The sequence below is a fragment of the Micromonospora sp. WMMD1128 genome (genome assembly GCF_027497235.1).
Taxonomy (GTDB): Bacteria; Actinomycetota; Actinomycetes; order Mycobacteriales; family Micromonosporaceae; genus Micromonospora.
In genome coordinates this window covers 6,124,970-6,149,879 of sequence record NZ_CP114902.1, presented here as the reverse complement: position 1 = coordinate 6,149,879, position 24,910 = coordinate 6,124,970, and the positions used below count along the sequence as shown (strand labels likewise).

Below are 24,910 nucleotides of genomic sequence, written 5' to 3'. Positions count from 1 at the left end.
GGTCAGATCACCTCTGGTAGCGGTCGGACGGAACGGGTGTCGGAGGTGAGCAGCAGCGCCGGGCCGAGCGTGGCCGGGCTGGTGAAGACGGCGCGGGCGCCGGCGAGAAGGAGTTCGACCCGGTTGGCCACCCCGGTGGTCACCCCGAACGGGACCATGCCGGCCGCGTTGGCCATCCGGACGTCGTCCACCGCGTCACCGACGACGACGCACCGGGCGGGCGGTACGCCGAGCGTGTCCGCCGCCAGCAACGCGAGGTCGGCGTGCGGCTTGCCACGTGCGGCCATCCCGTGACAGGACAGGCAGTCGAAGGCGTCCAGCAGACCGGTGGCGGTCAGCAGCTCGATCGCGCTGGGCCGTACCTTGCTGGTGACCACCGCCAACGGGTGACCGCGGGCGCGCAGGGTGGTCAGCAGCTCCGGCACGCCGGGAAACACCAGCTTGGCCGCGTTCGGGACGACCGTCTCGGTGAACAGTTCCCGCGCCCGGTCCACGGCCCGTTCCACCTCGGGGTGGTCGGCCGGTCGGGCGAGCAGCCCCGCCAGGGAGGCGGCCAGCGGGCGGCCGATGGTACGGCGTACCTGCTCGTCGGTGGCGGTCCGGCCGTGCTCGGCGACGACCGCGTGCAGCACGTCGGCCATACCGGCCGGAGTGTCGACCAGGGTCCCGTCGACGTCGAAGAGGATCGCGGTGGTCACGGGTGCTCCCGCAGCGCGACGGCGACCTCGGCGGCGAGAGCGCTTGTGGAGAGCAGCACCGACCGGTTCGCCGCGGCGGTACGGCCGTTGGTCGCCGCCGAGACCCGGGAGAGGATGTACGGCGTCATCGCCGGGCCCTGCACCCCGGCCGCCTCCGCCTCCGCCTGCGCCTGCCGGACCAGCACGTAGATCTCGTCCGACGGAAGGGCGTCCAGGTCGTCGATCGGGTGGGTCACCAGGAAGGAGCTGTCGTTGCCGACCGCCCAGTGCAGCCGGACCGCCCTGGCCAGTTCGTCGAGGTCGTCGATCCGGCGGGGGTTACGAACTCCGCTGGAGATGCTGTAGTAGGCCGGGAAGTCGTCGCAGCGATAGCCGACGACCGGCACCCCGAGCGTTTCCAGGTATTCCATCGTCAGCGCCGGATTCAGCAGGGACTTCGCCCCGGCGCAGACCACGGTGATCCGGCGTCGCGTGAACTCGACCAGGTCGGTGGAGATGTCGAAGCTCCGCTCGGCGCCGAAGTGCACGCCGCCGATACCGGCCACCGCGAAGACCTCGATGCCGACGTGCGCGGCGGCGACCAGGGCGGCCGAGACGGTGGTCCCGCCATGTCCGCCGCCGGCGAGGACCGGCCCGATGTCACGGGTGCCGACCTTGGGTATCTGGGGAGTGCTGGCGAAGATCTCGACCTGCTCCTCGGACATCCCGATCACGAAGCGGCCGTCGACGATGCCGGTCCGGGCCGGGACGGCGCCGGCCGCCCGGATCGCCTTTTCCATGTCGAGCGCGGTTTCCAGGTTGAGCGGCCAGCTCAAGCCGTGGACGACGCCGGACGACTCGAGGGCGACCACGGGCCGGCCGGAGGCCAGCGCGTCGGCGGTCTCCGCCGAGAGCGAGAAGTTCTCGTCCATCTGTTGCTCCTCTGTGACTCGTGCTGCTACGGGGGGCGGACGGATGGCCGCGCCTCCGGGACCGACCGGTCCCGGAGGCGCGCCGGCTAGTACTCGGAGAAGCCGTCCGCATCGAGGTTGTGCCGTTCGTCACCGCGCAGCGGCGGGTTGAACACGCTGATCAACTCCATGTCCTGCTCGGGATCAGCGATGAGGAAGTGCTCGTCGTGCTGGTCGAGGGCGTAGATGACGCCGGGCTCGATGTCGTAGGTGACACCGTCGGAAATCACCTGACCGCGACCGGAGATGCAGTAGCAGGCCTCAAGGTGGTTGCGGTACTGCAACGGCGACTTCGAGCCGGCCGTGACCACCGTGTGGGCGAGGGCGAAGCCCATGTTGTCCCTGGCCACGAGCAACCGGAAGCTCGTGCCGTTACCCCAGTCGACGGCCGGCACGGCGGACCTGGTCTTGACGATCATTTCGGTTCCCTTCCTGGATTCGTTGCTCTCTGCGGCGCGACGGCACCCGCGGCGGCGGGCGCCGGCGGGCTTTCAGACCGGGCTGTGCGCGTTCTGGACGAAGGCGGCGATGGAGGCGACCGAACTGAACTGGGTGGGCGAGATGTCCAACTCCTCGACGGGGATGCCGTATCGGTCCCCGACCCAGGCGATGAGGCGCAGCAGCCCCAGGCTGTTGACGATCCCGGTGTCCAGCAGATCCACGTCGTCCCCGAGCAGCCCCGCGGGGATGTCAGGGGCGAAACCGGTGACGATGAAGTCCCGGATCTCGGCCTCGTAGGACATGGCGTTCCTTTCGTCGGTGCCGCCGGCGGGAGCCGGGACGGCGAGGTGGGTCGTGGGTGGTCACCGCGGCAGTGACCGGTCCTGGCCGCCCCGGCAGTTGAGGAGCGGCAAGGTGTACGGGGGTCAGCAGAGTCCCGGCACGGCGTTGCTCAACAGCTCGACGAGCAGGACCTGCTCCGGGTCGGTGCGCCCGACGTGTTCGGCGAGGACCACCTCACGCAGGTCTCCCACCAGCCGGTAGCTGGGCCGGTGACCGCCGCGTGGTCGCGCCGGCCGGGTGAGACCGTGCTCGGCGGCCCGCGCCAGCAGGGACATGTCGTCGACGAAGACCGGCCCGACCTGCCCGGCCAGGTGCGGCGGCAGGTCCCGGCCCGATGCGTTGACAAGCAACGCGCCCCGGGCCAGGCGCACCTCTCCGTCGCCCAGGGGAAGCGCGCCGTCATCGGCGGGGCCGGTGACGACCACGAGGTTCGCCCCGAACGCGGACCGCCCGGGCGTGGCGGCCCGGACCACCACGATGCCGGCCAACTCCAGTTCGTCGAGCACCCATGGGTCGATGAGCGACCGGAACGGGACCGCACCGTGGGTGGGATCGGCGTCGGTGACCGCCGCCGCCGGCGGCGGCGCGTCGGTCAGGCACACCGCGACATGACTGATGGGAGGGACGTGCCGGGCGAGGACCAGGGTGTGTGTCTGGACGGTGAGCCTCGGTCCGATGACCGCCGCCGTGATCACCTCGGAGTCCAGCAGGTACCGGGCGGCCAGGGCGGCCAGCAGCGCCGACCAGTCCGCGGGCGAGGGCCGGCATACGGCTGCGTCCCGGTGGTCGGCCGGGAGGAGGGACCCTGTGGTCATCAGCTGCTCGGTCAGCACATCGACCGGGTCCCGCACATCGGCGCCTCGTATGCGGCCGGCGCACGGGCCGGGAATCAGGCTCTCCATCGGATGTCCCTCCGGTGGTCGTCTCGTTTGCGAGTCCCACCGTGGGAGCCGGTCCTATCGGACGGCTTTCCAACGACTATCGGTCGACGCCCGATGACGAACAGCGATCGGAGGCCGAGGCGATAGCGCCGGCCGGTCTGGTGTGAGCAGAACGCAGTCCAGCGCCGCACCGGGAGGAAACCGAGATGCTCATCACCCGCACGTTCGTTCCCACCGCCGTCAGGTCCGTTCTCGCCGTCGCCGCTCTCGCGGTGACCCTCGGCGTCGCAACGGTGAGCGCAGACGTGCCGATGTCCGGAGTGCCGACCGCCGGGGGGGACTGCCCCATGGACACGCACTGGAGCCCCGAGCTCGGCGTCTGCGTGAACGACACGCACTGGTGAACCACGCCTGACGCCACCGGTCCCGGCGGCACCCTGGAAGGGGTGCCGCCGGGACCGGTGGCGTTCCGGTGGTGCGGGGCCGGCGGCAGGGCCGGCCCGAACTCAGGTCCCCGCCGGGACCATCGGGCGTGCCCCGCGGGCGGCCGACTCCTCCGCCTGGGCCAGCAACGAGGCGGCCCGGTCGTACCACATGGTCGAGCCGAGCTGCTGGAACAGGTCGCACGCGGTGCGGAGATGCTCCACGCCGACCGGGGCACGACCGGTGGCGAGGGCGATCTTCCCGAGGAAGTACTGCGACTTCGCCTCGACCAGCCGTTCCCCGAGGCGCCGGGACCGGTTCAGGGTGTGGGCCAGGATCTTCGCGGCGTTGTCCGGTCGCCCCTCCTGGTACCGCAGCATGCCCAGGCCGTAGAGGGCATGGGTTTCGCCGATCCGGTCGCCGAGGTCCCGGACGATACGGAGGGCCTGGTACAGGGCCCGCCGCGACAGGGCGATCTGGTCGGTGGCGAGGTACACCTCGGCGAACCGGTACAGCACCTGTGCCTCCACCCGCAGGCAGCCGGTCTCCCGGCAGATGTCCAGAGCCTGGCCGAGCAGGTCGAGCGCCCCCTCGTGGTCGCCGGCATCGATCCGGTGGCGCGCCAGGCTGCGCATGATGTGCGCCTCGCCCACGCGGTCGCCGACCCGGCGCATGATCTCCAACGAGCGGGCGTACTTGTCGAGCATCGCCGCGGTGTCACCACGCAGGCCGTCCACGTACGCGGCGTTGCGCAGCACCAGGCCGGCGCCGTGCTCCATCCCCTCCTCCGTGAAGATCTCCAGCGCGGTGGTGAAACATGCGTCCGCCTCGGCGAGACGGGCCTGGAACATGTGCAGCGTGCCGAGCGAGTAGCGCATGGCCGCCATGCCGATGCGGTTGCCGGCCAGTTCGGCGCACGCGTAGGCCGTGGTGGCGCACTCCCGCCAGTCGTCGAAGTAACCCTTGGACTCGAACAGGCTGACCGCGCCCAACGCCAGATCCCAGCAGAGTTCGTCCAGACCGGCTTCGGCGGACTGCTGGACGGCGGCGACAAGTGCCCGCCGCTCCGTCTCCCACCAGTCGGCCGGGTCACCGATGTGCGTGGCGGCCTGGGCGGGGTCGAGACTCCATCGGTCCGCCGTGCCGTGCAGGGTCGTGTAGTTGCCCCCGTAGTCGCTGCGGTGTGCCTGCTCGGCGAGGGCCAACCAGCCGCCCAACACCCGGGCCAGCGCCGCCGTACGCTCCGTTCCGGTCTCCGTACCGGTCAACTTCTCGGCCGCGAAGACCCGGATCAGGTCGTGCAGCCGATAGCGGGGCGCCGCGTCGGGGTATTGGACGATGTCGACGAGTTGGGCGTCCACCAGGCTTTCCAGGATGTCCTCGGCCTTGAAGGGGCTGGTGTCCAGCAGCGCTGCCGCCGTCCAGCTCGGGAAGTCGGGGGCCTGCATCACCGCGCAGAGCCGGAACAGTCGCTGGCTCGCGGCGTCGAGCGCCCGGTAGGCCAGCTCGATGTTGGAGCGCAGCTCGAGTCCGTGGTGGGTGAACTCGTCCAGTCGGTTCGCCTCGTCCTGCAGCCGGAGGACCAGCCCACCCAGACGCCAGTGCGGGCGTGAGGCCAGCCGCGCGCCGGCGATCCGTAGGGCGAGCGGCAGGCCACCGCAGAGCGCGGTCAGCTCCGAGGCGTGCCTCCGCTCGGCGGCGATCCTCTTCGGCCCGATCATCGCGGTCAACATCTCGACCGACTCGGCGAAATCGAACACGTCGAGGTCGACCTGCCGGGCGCCGGGCAGGCCGGTGAGGCGTACCCGGCTGGTGATCAACACGGCGCAGGACGAACTTCCCGGCAGGAGCGGGAGCACCTGAAGATCCGACGGCAGGCCGTCGAGGACCAGTAGCAGCCGCTTGCCGGAGAGCATGCTCCGGTAGAGCTCACCCCGTTCCTCGACATCCTCCGGGATCGCCGAGCCGGTGGCGCCGAGCGCGCGCAGGAACCGGGCCAGCAGTTCGGCCGTGTGGTCCTGCCGGTCCCGGGACCGCAGGTCGGCATAGAGTTGGCCGTCGGGATAGTGGTCGCTGAGCTCGTGGGCGCTGCGGATGGCGAGGCTGGACTTGCCCACGCCGTCCTTTCCGGAGATCACCACGATGGGCATGCCCCGTGAGTCGCGGACGCCGTCCGGCTCGCGGCTCAACAGACCGCGGATCCGATCGAGTTCCGCGTCCCGACCGACGAAGTCGCTGATGCTGGCGGGCAGTTGTCGGGGCAGCACCGTCATCGCGGTTCGCGGTGCCGCGGAGGCCGGCTTCGACTGCGCCACCGGCGCCACCGATCGCTCGTCGGCGGGGCCGAGCAGTTGGTCGCGTTGCAGGATGGCCCGTTCCAGGCGTTGGAACTCCTCGCTGGGATCAAGACCGAGTTCGTCGCTGAGCACCTGCCTCGCCGCTCGGGCTGCCTTGAGCGCGTCGACCTGTCGCCCGTTGCGGTAGAGCGCGAGCATGAGCGCACAGTGCAGGCGCTCACGGTGCGGGTGCTCCCCGACCAGGCTCTGCAACTCGTTGACGACCTTCTGGTGCCCGCCGAGCTCGAGATCGAGTTGAATGCGCTCCTCGATCGCCGCGATCCGCTGGTCGGCCAGCACGGTGGCGGCCCGTTGGACCGTCGCGCTCGGTATGTCGGCGAGGGCGTCGCCACGCCAGAGCGCGAGCGCGGTACGCAGCGTGGCGGAGGCGTCGGCCTTGGCACCCGCGTCCGCCTGTCGCCGCGCGTCGCGAACCAGCGCGGTGAACCGGAACACGTCCACGTCCGCGTTGTCGAGCTGAAGCAGGTAGCCGGGCGGGCGGGTGCTGATCGCACCGGGCCGCGAGATGGCGTCGAAGAGGCGGCGGAGGGCGGAGATGCAGATCTGGATCTGGCCCCGGGCGGTGCTGGGCGGGTCCTCACCCCACACCGCGTCGATGAGCTGATCCACGGGAACCACGCGACTGTTGTTGAGACCCAACATCGCCAGGACGATCCGCTGACGTGTTCCGCCCAGGTTCACCGATCGTTCACCATCGATCATCTCTATCGGACCGAGTAGTCGTAGAGTCATCCACCATCTCCCCCGCTTGCTCTCCGTGATCAGTAGCCTACAATACGCTGCGGTAGCCCTTCTCGCATCAATCGGTGCGAATGCCTCAACTGTCTTACATTTCAAGAATATAATTGTGGGAAGTTACCGCACGGATGGAAGTAACAATTCGCATCGACGTAACCGGATTCAAGTGATGAATTTTGGGCCCTCGGATTCTGGGCGCGCGCCGGACCGGTGTCGTCCGCCGCCTGAGGGCCGCCCGTCCCCGGGCGGTTGTCGTCCGGTTCAGCGGGTACCGCACCGAGTATGCGCATAGTGATCGTGGGGGCCACCGGCAACGTGGGGACCGCCGTACTTCGCCGGTTGCGGCAGGAGCCGGGGGCGGAGCTGGTCGGGGTGGCCCGCCGGCTGCCCGGGCGGGGCGCCGGTGAGCCGTACGACGACGTGCGGTGGCACTCGTGCGACATCGGCGCGCCCGGCGCGGCCGACGAGCTGGTGCGGATCTTCGCCGGGGCGCGGGCGGTGGTGCACCTGGCCTGGCAGATCCAGCCCAGCCACGACCGGCGCACGCTCTACCGGACCAACGTCGGCGGCAGCCGCGCGGTCATCGAGGCCACCGTCCGGGCCGGCGTTCCCGCCCTGGTGTACGCCTCGTCCGTCGGCACCTACGCGCCCGGCCCGAAGGACCACCCGGTCAGCGAGGACTGGCCGGCGACCGGGGTGCCGACCTCTTCGTACAGCCGGGACAAGGCGGAGGTGGAGGCGTTGCTGGACGGCGTGCAGCGGGAGCACCCGAAGCTGCGGGTGGTCCGGCTGCGGCCGGGGCTGATCTTCCAGCGCGAGGCCGGTACGGAGATCAGCCGCTACTTCCTCGGCCCGCTGGCGCCGGTGCGGCTGCTGCGCTACGGCCGGATCCCGCTGGTGCCGTCGCACCGGCGGCTGCGGATGCAGGCGGTACACGCCGACGACGTGGCCGACGCGTACGCCCGGGCGGTCGTGGGGGACGCGCGCGGCGCGTTCAACGTGGCGACCGACCCGGTGCTCACGCCGCAGTTGGTGGCGCGTCACTTCCACGGCTGGACCGTGCCGGTGGCGGTGCCGGTGCTGCGCGCCGCGGCGGCGGTGACCTGGCGGGCCCGCCTGCAACCGGTGGACGTCGGCTGGGTCGACCTGGCGTTGAACGTCCCCCTGATGTCCAGCGCCCGGGCCGAGACGGATCTGGGCTGGACCCCCCGGGTCGACACGGCGACCGCCCTGAAGGAGCTCATCGCCGGCATGTCCACCAGAGCGGGCACGAAGTCCCCGCCCCTGTCCACCGATCCCACCCTTCCCGGCCGCCCCGCAGCCCTCCCCAGGGGCCGCCTCCCCGGTCACCCCAACCCCTACTGAACAACACCCCCCCCTCATCGAGGGTGTGAGAGGGGGCCCCTTCTCTACCGGAGGCGTTAAGAAGGGCCCCCGCCTTCGGTCTCACGAGAGGTGGGAGGAGCTGACCGACGGAGGGCGCGCGCCCAGAAAGAAGATCCCCGGGAACCCCTTCGTCTCGAAGCCCTTACTCGGGTTCCGCCGCAGGGTCGAACTGGAGATCGTCATGGTGCCGGTGCGATCGTTGCTGACGAAGAAGATGGCGCCGCCGCCCTCGTTGGCGCTGTTGTCCTCGATGACCGTGCCGGCGATCCGCACCGTGAACTCGTTGCCGTCGCAGTAGATCGCACCCCCGCTGCCACCGCCGGGTGTGCCGCCCCGGGCCGGGTTCGCGCCGGTGCCGACCGCCCGGTTGTCGCGGAAGACGCTGTTCAACACCGTCCACGAGACGCCGATGCTGCTCAGCGCCGCCCCGTTGGCGCACACCCCGCCGGTGAAGGTGCTGCCCACCACGTACACCGGCTTGTTCTCGAACTGGCTGAGCACCCGCAGCGCCGCGCCCCCCAGGTCCGGGCCGGTGCGGTCGCAGCGGTTGTCGACGAACCGCGAGTTGACCACCTTCACCCGCCCACCGCGGACGAAGATCGCGCCGCCCCCGCCGCCCTCGGCCTTCTCGCCCGTCGAGTTGCCGCCGGTGAACGTCAGGTTCTGCACGGTGAGCTGCGGGAACTCCTGGTTCTGGCAGTGCGAGGTGGTCCAGCCCTGGGCCTGGTCGCAGGTGTTCATGTAGAGGATCCGCCGGCTGCCGCCGCCGCTCAGCGTGACCTTGCCGCCGCCGTCGAGCACGATGCGCGGGCCGTGCGCGTTCACCACTTTCGCGGTGGCCTTCATGGTGATGGTCACCGGCGCCGGGCCGCAGTCGAACGTGATGATGCCGCCCGCCGCCACCGCCTTCACCACCGCCGCCGAGGTGCAGCTCGCCGGCGTGCCGCTGCCGACGGTACGGGTCGGGCGCGACGTGTCCACCGCCCGCGCCTCGGCCGGCACGGCGGCCTTCCCATCCGGGTTGCCGGCGCGCAGCGCGGCCGGGGCGGAGCTGGGGCTCGGCTTGGCGCTGCCGAGCCCGGCGCGGGCGCTCGGTGAGACGGCCGGGTCGTCAGCATCCGGGGTGGACGGTGTGCCGGCCGGGGTGTCGGTGGCGGCGACCGGCGCGGGCGGTCCGGGCGGGTCGCCGCCGCACGCCGGCAACGCGGCGGTGGCCAGGGCGAGGGCGAGCAGGGGGAGGGCGGATTTCAGGCGCATCGCCCGATGCTAGGAGGACGACCGGCCCGGGGACGACTCCACCGGCGATCCTTAACCCGCCGCTAAAGCACAAGCGCCGGGATGGCTGGCGGTCATTCGGCGGTGTCGGGGTTGTTGTCGGCGCGGGCTCGCCGGCGGTCGACGAGGTCTTCCCGTAGTTGGCGGGCCTGCTCGTGTTCGCCCAGCTCGGACAGGCAGGTGGCGAGGTTGTTCGCGCTGCTCAGCGTGTGGGGGTGGTCGTCGCCGAGGGTTCGGCGATAGCGGTGGAGGGTGTCCTCGTGGAGTTGGCGGGCCTGCTCGTGTTCGCCCAGCTCAGACAGACTGGCGGCGAGGTTGTTCGCGCTCTTCAGGGTGTCGGGGTGGTCGTCGCCGAGGGTTCGGCGATAGCGGTGGAGGGTGTCCTCGTGGAGTTGGCGGGCCTGCTCGTGTTCGCCCAGGGCGGCCAGACTGGCGGCGAGGTTGTTCGCGCTGTTCAGGGTGTTGGGGTGGTCGTCGCCGAGGGTTCGGCGATAGCGGTGGAGGGTGTCCTCGTGGAGTTGGCGGGCCTGCTCGTGTTCGCCCAGGGCGGCCAGACTGGCGGCGAGGTTGTTCGCGCTGCTCAGCGTGTTGGGGTGGTCGTCGCCGAGGGTCCGACGACAGCGGTCGAGGGTGTCCTCGTGGAGTTGGCGGGCCTGCTCGTATCGACCGGTGAGCCAGTAGGCCGAGGCGACCTGGCTGGCCATCCACAGGACGTGTTCATCCTCGGCATGCAGGCGTGACCGCCACAGCCGGTGCCACCGCTCCGCGAGTGGTAGCACCCTGCGGTAGTCGGCGCGCATGAGGAGGTACCACGCCGCGTTGCAGGCAGTGGCACGCAACCCGGGACCGGCGGTTGCGGGGTCGAGCGTGAGCAGGTGCGGCAGCAGCTCCGCCCAGGCCGGCCAGGAGAGGGGGTCGGTGCCGTCGTTGTCGGGTTCGCCGGCGGCGACGATCTGCTCGGCCCGCTGCCGGTGATCCTGCCGTTCGGCCGGGGTGGCCAGGTCCCGCAGCACGGCCTGGGTGAGCCGGTGCAACTGGACCGTGTGCTCGTCCAGGCGGACCAGGCCGAGCCGCGCCAGCCGGGCCAGCGTGTTGCGGAACGCCAATCGGGCACCGGCCACCGTGGCCAGCGGCTCGGGCAGGATGCCCTCCAGAGCGTCGGCGAACCAGCGCAGCGGGATGGGCTCCGGCGCGAGCTGAGCGCACAACTGGAGGAACTGCACGCCCGCGCTGTCCTCCTCGCCGGTCAACTGGGTCAGTGACACCTCGATCGCGGCGGCCAGCGGCGCCGGATAGCCGACCACGGCGCCCATCCGCAGGAGTTGGGCGGTGTGCTCGGCCAGTTCGGTCAGATAGTCGGCCACGCCGATGCGGGTCTCCGCCATCAGGCCGGTGGCCTGCGCGAGCGCCAGCGGCAGGTCACCGAGTTGCGCGGCGAGCCGGTCGGCGTCTGCGTCGGCGACAGTGGGTAGGTGTTGGCGCAACATGTCGACCGATTCAGCCCGGGAGAACACGTCGACCTCCACCGGCGTGGCCACCCCGGCGAACGCGCTGCTGCGGGAGGTCACGATCACGTGCCCGGTCTCCGGTGGCAGCCAGGGTGCCAGGTCCGCGCCGTCCGTCGCGTTGTCGAAGATCAGCAGCCAGCCGTGGACGGCCCGGAGCCGCCGCCACGCGATGTCCTGGGCCACCGCGATGGTGACGCCCTGATCCACCCAGCCGGCGGCCACGGCCAGGGCGGCGACCTGTTCACCGATCAGTTCCGGCCGCTCGGCGTCGATCCACCAGACCAGGTCGTAGTCGCCGACGAAGAGATGGGCGTACTCGATGGCCAACTGCGTCTTGCCCACCCCGCCGAGACCGGCCAGCGCCTGCACCACCGCCCGGTCCCCACCGGTCAGCCGGGCCCGCAACGCGGCCAGCAGCCCCTGCCGTCCGGTGAACGCCTGGTTGCGGCGGGGAGCATTCCACACCGCCGGGTAGCTGCCCGGCACGCGGGCCGTGCTCGCCGTCACCGCATCGCCGGGAAACGGCACCGTCGCCGGCCGCACCGGACCGCCGACGGCGGCCAACAGCGCGGCGCGGGCCTGCGGTTCGGCCAAATCGAACAGGTCTCGGTAGATCAGTGACCGGAGGATCGGCGGGGGCTTGACCTCTTGCACCCGCACCGGGACCAGCCGGCGTCGCTCGGTCTCGTCCGGACGTTCGGCCAGCACCGCCGTCCACTCGTCGATCGTGAACCGCTCCCGCTCGAAGTAGGCCACGGAGAACAGAGCCAGCACCCGGTCGGCCCGGGCCAGCGCGTCGTTGATGCACAGGACGAAATTGGCGCCGGTCGCCCAGTCCCACACGTCCAGTTCGACCGTGTAGCCGGCGGTCTCCAACTGCCGCGCCGCCCACTCCGCCCACGGCCGGTCCGGGCCCGCGTAGCTGACGAACAGGTCCACCCGAGCAGTCTTCGCCTCCGCCACGGATGACAGCGTGCCCCACCTCGGTCACCGAACGCGATCATCCGTCCGGCCAACGCCGCCCATTGGTCAGGTATGGGACAGGGCGAACGCGACCAGGAAGCCGAGCACGGTGATCAGACCGACCAGCAGGTGTGCGTCCTCGAACGCCTCCGGGACCATGGTGTCGGTGATCATCGCCAGGATCGCGCCGGCCGCGAGCGCGGTGATGGTGGCCAGCACCTCCGGCGGGGCGCCGCCGAGCAACGTGTACCCGGCCAGCGACGCGACGCCGGAGATCAGCGCGATGGCCGCCCACAGCCCGAAGACGTACCGCCGGGTCCGCCCGGCCTGGCGCATGCCGGCGGCGCTGGACAGCCCCTCGGGCACGTTGCTGAGGAACACCGCGATCACCGTGACCAGGCTGACCGGACCGCCGGCCAGCAGGCTCGTGCCGATCACCACCGATTCCGGTACGCCGTCGAGCAGCGCGCCGACCGCAATCGCGTTGCCCGAGCCGGGCTGCTCCTGCTCGGAGGGCTGCTCGTCGCCGGAGCGCTTGCGGTGCTGGGCGCCGTGCCGGGCCAGCAGCACGTTCGCCCCGGTGTACGCGAGCGCGCCGGCAGCCGCGCCGATCGCCACCGGCAGCAGACCACCCTGCTCGTGCGCCTCGTCGATCAGCTCGAACGAGACGGCGGAGAGCAGCACGCCGGCCCCGAACGCCATCACCGAGGCGGTCGTCCGGCGCGGTACGCGCACGAAGAACCCGACGGCCGCCCCGATCAACAGAGCGGACCCGGCGAGCAACCCCCAGAGTCCCGCTTCCAACCACTCCGGCACGCGCCGGACACTACCCCCGGCCCGGTGCCGCCAACCCGATCAGAAGTCGGCGAACAGGGTGACCCATTCGCCGCCTACCAGCTCAGAGCCGTAGTCAAGACTCTGAGCTGGTTCTATGTCCGGGCGCCGGTTGGCGTTCTTGGTCAACCTTGGCTGGCGTTTGACGCCCTGACGACGCCCTGACGCCCTGGAGACGCCCTGAGTGCCGGCCCTTGGCCTCGCCTCGGATCGGACTGGTTGCGCCGCCGTGGGACCTCACCTGGCCGGCGCTCAGTGGTTCCGGAGTCGGGCCGGCGGCTGCGGGGGAGGGTCGGGCACGTCCTGGCGGTGGAGCTGGTGCCGCGACCCGGTGATTCGGTGGCAAGCCAGTCCCGGGGTTGGACTGGCGCGGCAGTCGGAAGCCTTTGCCACTCGGCCAGGCCGCGCCGCCGGCTTCCGTCACGGCCTCGCTGAGGCTGGCTCTTCTACTCGTGGGGCGGTGTCCCGGCGGCTCTCGGTGGCTTACCGCCCCGGCGCCGTAGGCGGCCGGGGCGGCTTGCCGCCGGCCGGGCTTGCCGCCCCGCACCGCGCGGAGCGCGGTGCCTTGATCCAAAACAGAGGAAATCGGCAAAGTGACGGACAGGCGGACAGGGGTAAGAGGGCATCCGCCACCTCGTATGTCTTGTTACGCGGGGCGCTGGAGACCCTCTGAGTTCCTGCCGCGCCCGAGGCCGAGCGCGGCTGCTCATGGAACCAGCAGCGTCCCCGGCGGCGGTCTACTGAGCCGTTAAGCTTCGGGCACGCGAGAACTGGAGCTAGCATGACCCCTCCGCAAGCAAGGCGTGGAACCGTTGCGCGTCCTCTGGGCCCGGAAGCGATCGCCCTTGGATACTTGACGCAAGTCGGGAAGATCCGGGCCTCAGGTGAGGCCGTTGCCGAAACGTCATACTACGGCGCCATAGAGTGGCTGCTGAATCAAATAGGCCAGAGCCTAGACCCGAAGGTTTATTGCGTACTTAATCCGCGCAATCGCGGCGCAGGTATCGCAGATGCCGGGCTCTTCAGTGAAGAGCAGATGCGTGCAGCGGTCGCCAGTGATGGCCCTTGGCGCGAGCAGGTTCCCGCGAGAGGTGTCCTTGAAGCAAAAGCGGCCACCGAGAACCTTGATGATATTGCTAAGCTTCCGCAGGTCACTCGCTATCTAAAGAAGTACGGGCAAGTACTCATCACGAACATCCGTGAGTTTGCTCTTTTGGCGGCTGATTCGAGCGGTCGTCCTCTAGTTAAGGAATCATTTTCTCTGGCAGCCAACGCCAGTGACTTTTGGGATATTTCATTTAATCGAAAAAGCATAGATAGAGACTCGGCTTTTGACTTCGTCAACTTCCTGCAGAGAAGTCTCACAAGCCGTGCACCCGTAACGACGCCAGAGCATCTAGCATGGTTCCTCGCATCCTATGCGCGGCTGGCATTAGAACGTGTCCAGCAACGAGGCTTGAGCGAGCTTGCGCCTTTGAAGAGCGATCTACAAAGAGCGCTTGGAGTGGCATACACCGGTGACCGCGCAGAGAAATTTTTCCGTTCAACCCTTGTTCAGACCTTATTCTACGGAATTTTTGCTGTTTGGGTGCTATGGAGCAAAGAGCGCGATTTGCGCAACGACGAGCGTTTCGATTGGAGGCTCGCTGGCTGGCAATTAGATGTCCCTGTGATAAGCATGCTCTTTGATAGAGTCGCGACTCCAGGGTCTGTCCATAATCTTGGATTGGCCCAACTGCTTGATCTTGCCGGCGACGCCCTAAATCGTGTAGACCGTGAAAAGTTTTTCGCGCGTTTTGAAGTTGATCACGCTATCGAATATTTCTACGAACCATTCCTTGCGGCGTTCGACCCCGATTTGCGTAAGCAGCTCGGCGTCTGGTACACGCCTCGTGAGGTAGTTGCATATATGGTTGGTCGAGTCGATCAAGAGCTCCGTACGCAATTCAATCTTCCGCTCGGCCTTGCTGACGAACGTGTTATCTTGCTCGACCCTTGCGCCGGTACAGGCTCCTTCCTTCTGGAAGCGGTCCGGGTTATCCAGAACACGCTTAAGGAGTCATTCGGTACTGATGACTTGGCTCCGCTTGAGCTCAAAAGAGCTGTTACTGACCGGCTTTACGGGTTTGAGATCCTCCCCGCTCCGTATGTTGTGGCGCATCTGCAGATAGGGCTCGCACTTAGAGATGCTGGAGTACCCTTAACGTCATTGCGGGGCGGCATGGGGGAGCGGGCGGCGGTCTACCTCACTAACGCCTTGGTCGGCTGGCAGGAAGAGGAAGACGAGCCAGAGAGCCTATTTCCTGAACTGGCCCGCGAACGCGAAGCGGCGGAAGCCATTAAGCGCAATAGCCAAATTTTGGTTGTCATTGGGAATCCGCCATATAATGCATTTGCTGGCGCTAGCCCGGTCGAAGAGGGTGACTTGCTTTCGCCGTATAAAGAGGGGGTGCGGACCCGCAATACCATCAATGACCTTTACGTGCGATTCTTTAGAATTGCCGAACGTCGCATCGCCGAGCAGACTGGCCAAGGTGTTGTCTGCTTGATTAGCAACAGCTCCTACTTGGCGAAGCCCTCTTTCGCGGCCATGCGAAAGCATTTGCTTACTAATTTTAGTTCCATTCATATTGATAATATGAATGGCGATAAAGACGAGACAGGGAAGCGGACGCCCGACAGGCGGTCCGATCCAAGTGTCTTCTCCACCAAGCGAAACAGTAATGGCATTGCAGAAGGTGTCGCGATCTGCACCTTGGTTAAGGCGCCAGAGTCCTCGACTCAGGGTTTAGCTGCCGTCACTTATCGAGACTATTGGGGTGGGACCAAGCGGTCCGATCTCTTGGCATCACTCGAAGGTATTGAGCCGAACGATCCCTGTAGCTCGAAAAGTGCTATCCCCGTATCGCCCTCATCCAACAACCTTTTTGCCCTGCGACCGATCAGTGCTGGCACGAGCTACTACGGTTGGCCTCGGGTATCTGATATTGCTGCGGAACCTCCAGTCTATGGCCTGCACGAGGCCCGAGGAGCTGCGCTCATCGATTCGAGCCGGCAGGCGCTCCGGTCGCGGCTGGAGATTTATCTCGACGGTGATGTCAGCTATGACGACTTGCCCTCAGAATTGCGGAACCTGACGCGTCCTTGGTACGGGTTTGATCCGCAGGCAACAAGGCGACAATTAACCGGGCGAGGGCCGACGGGCCAGGCTGCTGCTCGTCGGTTCGACGATCGGAAAATCAAGGAGTTCGTTTTTAAGCCCTTCGATGTCCGCTGGGCGTATGTGGAAACCACATCTAATCTATGGGTCGCTCCGCAACCGCAACTCGTTCGCAACGTCGAGGCTGGTGCCGGAGTCTTATTCGTTCGCAGGACGGCCGAGGCGTCGGATGATGGTGCTCCGGTCTTGTACAGCTCGTTCCTAGGCGACCAGCATCTACTTCACAAGACCGCATATGCCATCGCAACAATGCTCAGCAATGCGTCTACGGCTGACCATGACGGGAGCCCTCAGCTGCAGCTCGACTTTATGGCGACCGACAGCCTTCGTCCTAATCTTTCGCGACTAGCGCTTGAATACCTCGCCGCGCTGGGGCTTGAGGCAGACAGCGGCGAGACGAAGTCGAGCAATATTTGGATGCACGCTCTCGCCATCCTCTACGCGCCGACGTATACCGCGGACAACAGGGGTGCATTGCGACAAGAATATCCGCGAGTTCCACTGCCTGCTCTTAAAGATCGTCTTCTTGCGTCTGCCGAACTAGGCCGGAGGCTGGCGCTTCTTTTGGATGATACGCCTAGCTTGCACCACACGCCTCTTTTGGAGTCTATGACGAGGGTGCGAGTTGCGGCTGTTAAAAACAACAGCGATGGAGCTCTTCAGGCGAATGATCTTAAAGTGGACAAGGGCTGGGGATATCTCGATGCGCGCGGCGCGACGATGGCGGGGCAGGGTCATTTCACGATCCGTGGCAGAACCGATGAAGAGCTACAGGTGCTGGTCGACGAGCTTGGTGCCCGAGGGATAGAGCCAGCCGTGGGTATCGGTCACCTAGGCGATCAAACGGTAGACGTTTATCTCAATTCACGGATCGCCATTACTAATGTTCCCATCAACGTGTGGCTTTTTCGGATCGGCGGCTTCCAGGTGCTGAAGAAATGGCTGTCTTATCGCGAGCACGCTGTCTTGGGTCGCCCGCTAACGCTTGACGAGGTGCGTCACTTCTCGCAGACGGCTAGGCGCCTGTCGGAAGTCCTTCTCATGATGTCAGAGCTTGATGACAATTACAGAGAATGTAGCTCTGGGGTCTGGCTTATGCCTCAAGATGCGCCAATCGCGGAATAGTTTTACGGTCGATGTGGGGGTGAACCTTCTACCTTTCATCCGCGTTAACGCTCGAACTCGATGCAGTTAGGTAGGTTCTTACGACTGCTACAATTGCCCCATTTTCCTGGGAAACGCGTTGTCGTTCGACTAGGAGTGAGCCGACCTCGACAGCGAGGAGGGTCGCAAGCTCCGTGTCGGCGGCGACGTAGCGGTGTCGCGTTTCCGATTCGGATGCTTGTTCTATTTGATATGGCTTTGCGATGGTTCCTCTGCCGTGTTCGGTCGCGACTACCTGTTCTTGCCGTAGAACCGCGAGGGCTTGGCGGACTGTGCCGCGACTGGCCCGAAACTCCGCGGCGAGGACGCTCTCTGGTGGCAGTAGGGCGCCGCGCGGGATAGCGCCGTTCTCTATGCGCTCTCTCAGCTCGTCGGCGATGGCGCGGTAACGGGGCTGTCCGTAGTGCGGGGTGGGCACCTGCTCACCGTACCCGGCACTTGTCTTACCAAGTGCCAGGCAAGCGGCCCGTTTCGACGTCTAGACAACTCGTCCACTTGTAGATACGTTTCGTGGTGTGCGGCCAGGGTGACGGCTCGTGTCAGGGGTGGTCTCGTGCTGGCCCTGGTCGCACCAGACGCGCGGCGTCCTGTCGGACCGGTTGCGGTAGCCGCGCGGACAAGTTGGCTCGGCGATACCCGACCCGTCCCTGTCGGGCGGTGGGCCGTGCCTTCATCCGAGCCGGTGGCCGGCTGCAAATTCTCCCGTGGTCGGCCGCCGGCTCTCTTCTACCTGTGGAGGTGCGATGTCCAGCTGTCCTCGTCGACGCCGCCGGCTCTCCCTGTGGTGGCCCCGAAAGTGGTACCCGACGCGACCAGCCAAGGGCGATGTCCCACCGGGTGCGCGCCCGGCGGTCCCGCTGTCGGCGCGACGGTCGGTCGAGCAGGCGGGCGAGTCATTCGCGTTGCCGTCCACCCCGCCGATCACGCAAGTCCAGGTCTACCGGGACGGCATCGGGCGGTGGCCGCGGTGACGCCTACGAACAAGCGCGCGGAGGTGACGAACCACCCGGACTGGTGCGTCCCCGATCGCTGTGGTCACCTCGTGCCGCCGCTGATGACGGAGATGACTCGCAGCCATCGCGGTGCGATGCACCGGATCGGCAACGCTCGCGTGGGCGGCATGGTCGTCGCGTACCTCGTCGGCGTCGACGCTCGGACGCCCCTGATCGCGGTGCATGCGACGTGTCGGGCCGGTATCGGCTGGGCTGAGCTGTCCCTGACGCAGGCCGTTCGGCTGGCCGAGTGCCTGCGCGGCCTGGTGATCGAGGCGGGCGGAGATCCCGGGAGCGATGATGACTGAGGCAGGGAGCATGCCGGAGTACGCCCTGGGGTCGGTGACCGACGTCGTTGGATGCCCCGCGTGGTGTCAAGGGTGCGGACCGGACGATCCGATGCACCGAGGTTTCCTCGCCACCGTCGGCCAGGAGCGGACGGGCTGGGTCAGGGTTCAGATGCTGCTGGACCGGTTCGGGCGGCGGGACCTGGTCGTGAAGCTCGACGCCACCCGCGACGGCGCGATTCAGCCTGTCCTGCTCGATCGGGTCCGTCTGGACCGACTCATCTACGAACTGACCTACGTCCGCCTGGTGATGATGACCAAGGGCCTACATCTGGAAGAGCACGATGAGCACCCCTGAGCGTCGGCGCAGTCGGACTCCCTTACCGGCCGCGCGACAGACCAGGCGGCCGGCGCCTCCGGTCGCTCCGGTGCCCGAACGTCCGGCCAGGGGGACCACCTGGCAGACGTTGGAACGTCTTGGGGGTACGGTGTCCGGTATGCAAGGCCGGGATTGGCGCCCTCGCTACCTGCAACTCGCGGAAGAGTTGCGGGCGAAGATCATGGGCGGCGAGCTGGCCCCCGGCACCCTGATGCCGAGTGAGACCGAGCTCGCCGATTCCTCCGGCCTGTCCCGTACCAGCGTGCGCAACGCGATCCGGCAGCTCCGTGAGTGGGGCTTGGTCCGCGCCGAGCAGGGACGCGGCACCTACGTGCGTGCACCCCGCCAACGGGTACGCCGACGCAACGCCGAGCGCTACCAGTGGGAGAAGGATCGGGTCCTGCTCGACGAGGACGAGCGGTTGAAGACCGGCGCCACCGAGCACGACACCGGCCTGACCGTCGACGACCTCAAGTTCCACGCCGAGTACACGCGGGTAGAAGCGGATGCGGAGATGGCGGCGGCCTTGCAGGTCGACCCCAGTACGCCACTGCTACGCCGCGTCTACTGGACGTCCTCACGACACGAGAACGCACCGCTGACGGTGTCGTACTCGTACCTCCCGTACGACCTGGTGGCCGCGAACCCGGACCTGCTCGACGAGAGCAAAGAGCCGTGGCCGGGCGGCACACAGCACCAGCTCTACACCATCGGCATCGAGCTGGACCGGATCGACGACGAGATCCGCGCACGTCCGCCGTCGCCGGACGAGGCCGAACTCCTGGACATCGACCCGGGCGTCTCCGTCCTCACCGTCCGGAAAACCTCCGTCGACACCACCGGCCGCGTCGTCGAGGTCGCCGACATAGTGATGCCGGGTGACCGCGCCGAGCTTGTCTACTCCCACACACTCCAGCGGTGGAAAACTTGACGCAACTCGTCTCGGTCGTCACCCCGGTCCACGCGCCCAGCATCGAGCACCTCGCGGGCGCCTACGAGTCATTGACCAAGCAGGACATGCCCACCGGGTGGGACTGGCAATGGCTCGTCCAGGAGGACGGGCAGACCGGCGCGTTGGGCGGGGTCCTGCCGGACGATCCGCGCATCAGCATCGGCGCTGGTCGTCCGGGCGGCCCTGGCGTCGCCCGCACCCTCGCACTCTCCCGCGTTACTGGCGACCTGGTCAAGGTGCTCGACGCGGACGACCAACTCACCGCCGGCGCCCTAGCCCGCGACATTGCCGCCTTCGACACCTACCCGCACATCGGCTGGACGACTTCCCGCGTCCTAGACCTCATGCCCGACGGCTCTACCCTTGGTTGGGACATGGATCCGGACGGTGGCCTGATCGGCCGCGGCGCTATCCTGGCTTTCTGGCGCACCAACGGCTACCGCGCCCAGGTTCACCCCGCCACCCTCTGCATCCGCCGGTATCTGCTTGTGGCCCTGGGCGGCTGGATGGCACTTCCTGCCTCCGAGGACACCGGCTTACTCTTGGCGGCCAGCGCGGTCAGCGAAGGCCATTTCACCCGTGAACACGGCCTGCTTTACCGCAAGTGGCCCGGACAGGTCACAAGCCAGAGCGCCCACCGCGAACCGGGCGAATACGAGGGCCGCATGAAAATCATCGAGGCCAGAGCCGTGGCCCTGGCCTCGATGCTTCCGAACGGGCTGCCGGTCACTCCTGCAACATAGCCTCCCGCTTGGCGCGATCTGAAAGTCAACCGACCTGGTAGGGCGCTGACGCCATGGTCGGGACCACCACTGCTCCGCCCGGTGCTGCCTCCTCAGGCCCCCGACTTCACCACGTTCATGATGCAGGGCGGGATCCCGAAAGCATCCCGCCCTGCACCACTGCGAGCGTTAGACCAGGTGAGGCGTTACTCCGATGATCAATAGGATGGTGACCAGGATCTGGATCACCACGACCTGCGGAGCCCGTACGGACATGTTAAAAGAAACCACAGTTCTCCCTTTCTAGTACTCCAGCAGGAGATCCGTTTCAGGGCTCGGTGAGGGCTTGTCGGGCGTAGTGGCTGATCTTGGCTTCGGCTTGGTGCTGGCGTCGGAAGATGGACCAGGCGATGACGTCGCCGATGCGTCGGGTGGGTTCGATGACCAGGGCGTGGAATAGCCGGCGGAGTTCGTTGACGGTGATCGGGATCAGGCCGTTCGGGCTGGTGGTGCTGGCCGCTGCGGCGGCGGCGAGGAATGCGTGGGCGGCGATGACGAGGGTGGTCCAGCGGTGCCACGCCCGCCAGCGGCGGTGTTGGTGCTGGTCCAGGCCGAGGCCCGTTTTCGCGGCCTGGAACGATTCCTCGATGCTCCACCGTCGGCCGGCGACGGCGACCAGCTGGCGCAGCGGCACGAGCTGCGGTGACCAGCAGCGGTAGAACGCCAACTCACCGGTGCTGCGGTTGCGCCGGATCAGCAGCCAGTGGTGACCCTGGTGCTGGTCGGCGGCCAGGGGCAGGGTGACGAACGCCCAGTCGTAGTAGCGGTGTCCTTTCGCCCCCTGGCCGGCGGAGATCCGCTGCCACGCCCACGTCGGTAGGTCGGCGGCGATCTGGTCTGCTCGCTGGATGCCGAGCCCGGTGGGGACGCGGTGTGAGCAGGCGACCGCGAGGACGTAGCCGAGTCGATGCTCGCGTAACGCCGCGGCCAGGTGCGGGTCACCGCCGTAGGCCTCGTCGCCGGCAACCCACCGGCACGGCAGCCCACCGGCCAAGGCGGTGTCGATCAGCCGTCGTGCCAGCTGCGGTTTCGTGGCGAAGCCGATCGTGTCGGGCACCCCGGCAGCCATGCGTCGCGCGGGGTCGTCGGTCCAGGATTTCGGCAGGTAGAGGGCGACATCGAGCAGGGTGTGTCCGGCTGGTGAGGCATAGGACAGGTGCACCGCGAGCTGGCAGTTCTCGATCTTCCCGGCGGTACCGGAGTACTGTCGCTGCACCCCGACGGTGTGCACACCCTTCTTCAGATCCCCGGTCTCGTCGATCAGCAACACACCGTCCGGATGCCCGAGCTTGACCGCGACGAAGTTCCGTACGTCGGCGCGGACCTGCGCGTCGTCCCACCGGGCACGACCGATCAGGTCCTGCATTCCTGCCGGGCCGTCGTCACCGGCGTGCTCCGCGATCGTCCAACAGTTCTTCGTCGGCAACGGCGCCAGCAGCCCGGCCATGAAGTCCCGCACTCGCCGGCGGGGCTCCGGCCGACCGAAACGCGACCCGACCACGTCCATCAGCTCGTCGAACAGCCCAGACCATCGCTGGGCGTCTACTCTGTAGGCGGCAGCCACCGCCGTATCTTTGGTCCACACAACCACGAGACTCAGCGGTGGCTGCTCCACGCCCACGGACAAAACCACACCGCCGCAGCAGGTCAGAACGGATCTCCTGCTGGAGTACTAGCACCTCGGCTGCAGCGTGAAGTAGTCGCGACGCCTCACCTTGTTGACTTGTCTGCCAAGTGCCGTCTACCTTGGAGTCTCAACTTGGCAGACATGCCAACAACCTGGAGGTTGAGCGATGGCTCTGCGTGGCGGTACGAGGTTCGCCGTGCGTTGTGAGGACGTGTTCCCGGCTGGGTGCGCGTTGGTGCCCGAGTCGATGGGTGAGGTTGAGGACTTCGACGAGAAGACGGGTCGGCGTAGCCCGGCGAAGGACAAGTTGACCGGTCAGCGGGTGTGGCAGGTGCGGGTGATGGACCTGGACCCGGAGCTTGGCAAGCGCTCGCGGGAGACGACGGTGAAGATTTCCGCCGACTACCAGCCGGTGCCGCCGACGGGTGCGCCGTTCGAGGCGGTGGAGTTCGACGGCATGACGGTCACGCCCTACGTGGCGAACAACGGCCGGATGGCGTACTCGCTGCGGGCGACCGGCATGCGTGCCCCGGCGGGTGTGGCCAAGAAGGCGGCGGCGTAGCCGCATTTGGTGGGGGCGGGGCTGTCAGGTCTTGGCGGACGGCAGCCCCGCCCTCTGTGTCTCTTTCCCCTGCTCTGTCGAGAGAGGTAGTGACGTGTCCAAGGGTATGCGTCCGGCTGGCCGGGGCTGGCCTCGGTGTGGCGTGTGTCAGTCCCGTTTCGATCCGGCCACCGGTGCCGACGGTCGGTGCGCCGGCTGCGTGGGGCAGCTCGTGCTTCCGTTTCCTCCGGTCCGGGATGCGTTGGGTCGGTTCGTGTCGCTGCGGGGTGCCAAGTGATCGGGCGGCCTCGCGGTGAGGTGGTGACGACCTCGGCCGGTGACCTGATCGTGTTCCGTCCGAGGCGCTTCGAGCTGCCGATGTGGGCGGTGGTGCTCGGCTTGGTGCTGCGTTGGTCGGGGCGGGTGCTGTGGTGGTGTCTGCGGCATCCGGTGGCTACCGCCTCGGTGGTGCTGGCGTTCTGGCTCTACGTCGAGTTCGACTGGCCGGGCCTGGTGGTGCCACTGGTGGTGGCGTCGGCGGTCTCGGCGGTGTGGCGCTGGCGGGATGAGTCGTCATGGTGGGCGTGGCTGGCCGGTCCGCTGCTGGGATCGTTCCGGCGAATCTTCGTCTACCGACGGGTCTGGCGTGAAGCCATGACGCTGTGCGGGCTCGCCGAGACGTTCGACCGCCGGCACGTCCTACCTGATCTGCTGCGGGTCCGCTCGGATCAGGCGCTCGACGTGCTGACGGTGCGGATGGTCCGGGGGCAGACGCCGGAGCAGTTCCAGCGGATGAGCGCGAACCTGGCGTACGCGTTCGGCCGGCGGCATGCCCGGGTCTTCGCGGAACGTCCCGGCGACCCGCCGACCCGGACTGGTCAGGGTGCGTGGGTGCTGCGGCTGGTGGATCGGGTGCGGTATCGGGACCGGCCGACGGTGGTCTACGTGGCGTTGGTGCGGACCGATGCGTTGCGCACGTCTGTGCCGCCGTTCCCGGTGCCGGCGGTGCCGGACTTCACCGCGCTGCCGTTGGCTCGGCGGGAGGACCTGCGTCCTTGGTCGCTGCATCTGCTGGCGACTCACGTCCTGGTGGGCGGCGCCACCCGGTCGGGGAAGGGCTCGGTGCTGTGGTCGCTGGTGCGGGTCCTCGGCGGCGGTGTCGCCTCCGGGCTGGTGCGGCTGTGGGTGGTCGACCCCAAGGGCGGGATGGAGTTCGCGCTCGGCCGGCCGATGTTCGCCCGGTTCGCGTGCAAGTCGTTCGAGGCGATGGCGGACCTGCTCGACGAGGCCGTGAGCGTGCTGCGGGAGCGTCAGACCCGGTTGGCGGGAACGGTTCGGGTGCACACGCCGACCGAGGCTGACCCCCTGGTCGTGGTCGTCGTCGACGAGATGGCCGCGCTGACCGCCTATTTGCAGGATGTCGAGCTGCGCAAGCGCATCGCCGCCTCGCTGGGGTTGCTGCTGTCGCAGGGGGCCGGCGTCGGCGTGCTGGTGGTGGCCGCGTTGCAGGACCCGCGCAAGGAGGTGCTGCCGTTCCGGGACCTGTTCCCGACCCGCATCGCGCTCGGGCTGACCGAGGCGTCACAGGTCGACATGGTCCTCGGTGACGGTGCCCGCAACCGGGGCGCGCTCGCGGATCAGATGCCCCGGTGGGCCAAGGGCGTCGGGTACGTGATCCTCGACGGCACTCCCGACCCGATGCGGGTCCGGTTCTCGTACGTCAGCGACGACGACATCCGCGACATGGCTCAGCGGTTCCCGGCGCCGGCTGACGCCTCGGACATCCTCGCCCAGGTCGGCCGGGAAACCGCCACCGAACCGGTACGGATTCCGTTGCCCCGCAAGCCCTCCGGGCGGCTGCTGCCCGACGCGCTGCGCAACCTGCTCGACTCCGACGGCGGGGGTGAGCCGCGGTGACCACCCTTCCGAACGGTCGCCGGTTCTACCGGCTGCGCACCCCCGAACCCGTCACCGCCGTGTCCGTCCGCGTCGACGCCGAGCGGCCCGATCCGTACCCGGTGTATCTCGCGGTCGGTGCGGGCCGGCGACGGATGTCCCTGACCCCCGATGAGGCGTGGGCGCTGTGGCGCTGCCTCTCCGAAGCCGTCGCCACCCTCGGCGCCCCTCCCGACTACATCCGCACCGACATCCGACCGGCCAGGAGGTAACC

The 24,910-nt window shown here is 67.9% G+C and carries 21 protein-coding genes; 10 read left to right on the top strand and 11 right to left on the bottom strand.

Annotation, left to right across the window (positions count from 1 at the left end; translation table 11 throughout):
• Positions 1 to 2: 2 nt before the first annotated feature.
• The 5 genes from O7602_RS27800 to O7602_RS27780 all read right to left on the bottom strand — a co-directional run bounded on the left by O7602_RS27800 (position 3) and on the right by O7602_RS27780 (position 3,246).
• Positions 3 to 698, bottom strand: a complete 696-nt coding sequence (locus O7602_RS27800; RefSeq protein WP_281585557.1) for an HAD family hydrolase — start codon at positions 696 to 698, stop codon at positions 3 to 5.
• Entirely contained in the window at positions 695 to 1,609 is a 915-nt protein-coding gene (locus O7602_RS27795; RefSeq protein WP_281585556.1) for a pseudouridine-5'-phosphate glycosidase, read from the bottom strand. The genes O7602_RS27800 and O7602_RS27795 overlap by 4 nt, the downstream gene beginning before the upstream one ends.
• An 86-nt stretch (positions 1,610 to 1,695) precedes the next feature.
• Complete coding sequence (locus tag O7602_RS27790; RefSeq protein WP_281585555.1) at positions 1,696 to 2,067, bottom strand: ectoine synthase; 372 nt, start codon at positions 2,065 to 2,067, stop codon at positions 1,696 to 1,698.
• Between the two features lie 72 nt (positions 2,068 to 2,139).
• Positions 2,140 to 2,391: a phosphopantetheine-binding protein gene (locus O7602_RS27785; protein ID WP_281585554.1), complete on the bottom strand. Its 252-nt coding sequence runs from the start codon at positions 2,389 to 2,391 to the stop codon at positions 2,140 to 2,142.
• 123 nt (positions 2,392 to 2,514) lie between these two features.
• Positions 2,515 to 3,246 (bottom strand): hypothetical protein, encoded by a 732-nt coding sequence (locus O7602_RS27780; protein ID WP_281585553.1) that lies wholly within the window; start codon positions 3,244 to 3,246, stop codon positions 2,515 to 2,517.
• 272 nt (positions 3,247 to 3,518) lie between these two features.
• Between O7602_RS27780 and O7602_RS27775 the strand changes: the two genes are divergently transcribed.
• Positions 3,519 to 3,716 carry a hypothetical protein gene (locus O7602_RS27775; RefSeq protein ID WP_281585552.1) on the top strand — a complete coding sequence of 66 codons (198 nt, stop codon included), beginning with the start codon at positions 3,519 to 3,521 and terminating at the stop codon, positions 3,714 to 3,716.
• A 102-nt stretch (positions 3,717 to 3,818) separates the two neighbouring features.
• Here O7602_RS27775 and O7602_RS27770 read toward each other — a convergent pair whose 3' ends face one another.
• The gene (locus O7602_RS27770) at positions 3,819 to 6,701 is read right to left on the bottom strand and encodes an AfsR/SARP family transcriptional regulator (RefSeq protein WP_281585551.1); all 2,883 of its coding nucleotides are present in this window, start codon (positions 6,699 to 6,701) and stop codon (positions 3,819 to 3,821) included.
• Between the two features lie 411 nt (positions 6,702 to 7,112).
• Here O7602_RS27770 and O7602_RS27765 point away from each other — a divergent pair, with 411 nt between their 5' ends.
• Entirely contained in the window at positions 7,113 to 8,195 is a 1,083-nt protein-coding gene (locus O7602_RS27765) for an NAD-dependent epimerase/dehydratase family protein (protein WP_281585550.1), read from the top strand.
• A gap of 81 nt (positions 8,196 to 8,276) precedes the next feature.
• Here O7602_RS27765 and O7602_RS27760 read toward each other — a convergent pair whose 3' ends face one another.
• The 3 genes from O7602_RS27760 to O7602_RS27750 form a co-directional block, all read right to left on the bottom strand.
• Positions 8,277 to 9,473, bottom strand: a complete 1,197-nt coding sequence (locus tag O7602_RS27760; protein ID WP_281585549.1) for a hypothetical protein — start codon at positions 9,471 to 9,473, stop codon at positions 8,277 to 8,279.
• A 92-nt stretch (positions 9,474 to 9,565) separates the two neighbouring features.
• Positions 9,566 to 11,962 (bottom strand): FxSxx-COOH system tetratricopeptide repeat protein, encoded by a 2,397-nt coding sequence (gene fxsT / locus O7602_RS27755; RefSeq protein ID WP_281585548.1) that lies wholly within the window; start codon positions 11,960 to 11,962, stop codon positions 9,566 to 9,568.
• A 66-nt stretch (positions 11,963 to 12,028) separates the two neighbouring features.
• Positions 12,029 to 12,778 carry a ZIP family metal transporter gene (locus O7602_RS27750; RefSeq protein ID WP_281585547.1) on the bottom strand — a complete coding sequence of 250 codons (750 nt, stop codon included), beginning with the start codon at positions 12,776 to 12,778 and terminating at the stop codon, positions 12,029 to 12,031.
• A 799-nt stretch (positions 12,779 to 13,577) separates the two neighbouring features.
• Here O7602_RS27750 and O7602_RS27745 point away from each other — a divergent pair.
• Positions 13,578 to 17,141, top strand: coding sequence for a type ISP restriction/modification enzyme (locus O7602_RS27745; protein WP_281585546.1), 3,564 nt, complete (start codon positions 13,578 to 13,580; stop codon positions 17,139 to 17,141).
• Between the two features lie 28 nt (positions 17,142 to 17,169).
• Here the strand turns inward: O7602_RS27745 and O7602_RS31070 are convergent, their stop codons facing one another.
• Positions 17,170 to 17,598, bottom strand: coding sequence for a GntR family transcriptional regulator (locus O7602_RS31070; RefSeq protein ID WP_348651302.1), 429 nt, complete (start codon positions 17,596 to 17,598; stop codon positions 17,170 to 17,172).
• Positions 17,599 to 18,147: 549 nt separating this feature from the next.
• Here O7602_RS31070 and O7602_RS27740 point away from each other — a divergent pair.
• The 4 genes from O7602_RS27740 (at position 18,148) to O7602_RS27725 (ending at position 20,533) form a co-directional block, all read left to right on the top strand.
• Positions 18,148 to 18,480 carry a hypothetical protein gene (locus O7602_RS27740; protein WP_281585545.1) on the top strand — a complete coding sequence of 111 codons (333 nt, stop codon included), beginning with the start codon at positions 18,148 to 18,150 and terminating at the stop codon, positions 18,478 to 18,480.
• Positions 18,481 to 18,490: 10 nt separating this feature from the next.
• Positions 18,491 to 18,817, top strand: a complete 327-nt coding sequence (locus O7602_RS27735; protein ID WP_281585544.1) for a hypothetical protein — start codon at positions 18,491 to 18,493, stop codon at positions 18,815 to 18,817.
• A 139-nt stretch (positions 18,818 to 18,956) separates the two neighbouring features.
• Positions 18,957 to 19,769 (top strand): GntR family transcriptional regulator, encoded by an 813-nt coding sequence (locus O7602_RS27730; protein WP_281585543.1) that lies wholly within the window; start codon positions 18,957 to 18,959, stop codon positions 19,767 to 19,769.
• Positions 19,757 to 20,533 (top strand): glycosyltransferase, encoded by a 777-nt coding sequence (locus O7602_RS27725; protein WP_281585542.1) that lies wholly within the window; start codon positions 19,757 to 19,759, stop codon positions 20,531 to 20,533. The genes O7602_RS27730 and O7602_RS27725 overlap by 13 nt, the downstream gene beginning before the upstream one ends.
• Positions 20,534 to 20,840: 307 nt before the next feature.
• Here O7602_RS27725 and O7602_RS27720 read toward each other — a convergent pair whose 3' ends face one another.
• Positions 20,841 to 22,079 carry an IS701 family transposase gene (locus O7602_RS27720; protein ID WP_281586581.1) on the bottom strand — a complete coding sequence of 413 codons (1,239 nt, stop codon included), beginning with the start codon at positions 22,077 to 22,079 and terminating at the stop codon, positions 20,841 to 20,843.
• A gap of 286 nt (positions 22,080 to 22,365) precedes the next feature.
• Between O7602_RS27720 and O7602_RS27715 the strand changes: the two genes are divergently transcribed.
• The 3 genes from O7602_RS27715 (at position 22,366) to O7602_RS27705 (ending at position 24,908) form a co-directional block, all read left to right on the top strand.
• A complete protein-coding gene (locus O7602_RS27715) occupies positions 22,366 to 22,761 on the top strand; it encodes a transcriptional regulator (protein WP_281585541.1) in 396 nt (131 codons plus the stop codon).
• 357 nt (positions 22,762 to 23,118) lie between these two features.
• Positions 23,119 to 24,657 (top strand): FtsK/SpoIIIE domain-containing protein, encoded by a 1,539-nt coding sequence (locus O7602_RS27710; protein WP_281590570.1) that lies wholly within the window; start codon positions 23,119 to 23,121, stop codon positions 24,655 to 24,657.
• Positions 24,654 to 24,908, top strand: a complete 255-nt coding sequence (locus O7602_RS27705) for a hypothetical protein (protein WP_281585540.1) — start codon at positions 24,654 to 24,656, stop codon at positions 24,906 to 24,908. Before O7602_RS27710 ends, O7602_RS27705 begins: the two co-directional genes overlap by 4 nt.
• The last annotated feature ends 2 nt before the right edge of the window (positions 24,909 to 24,910 follow it).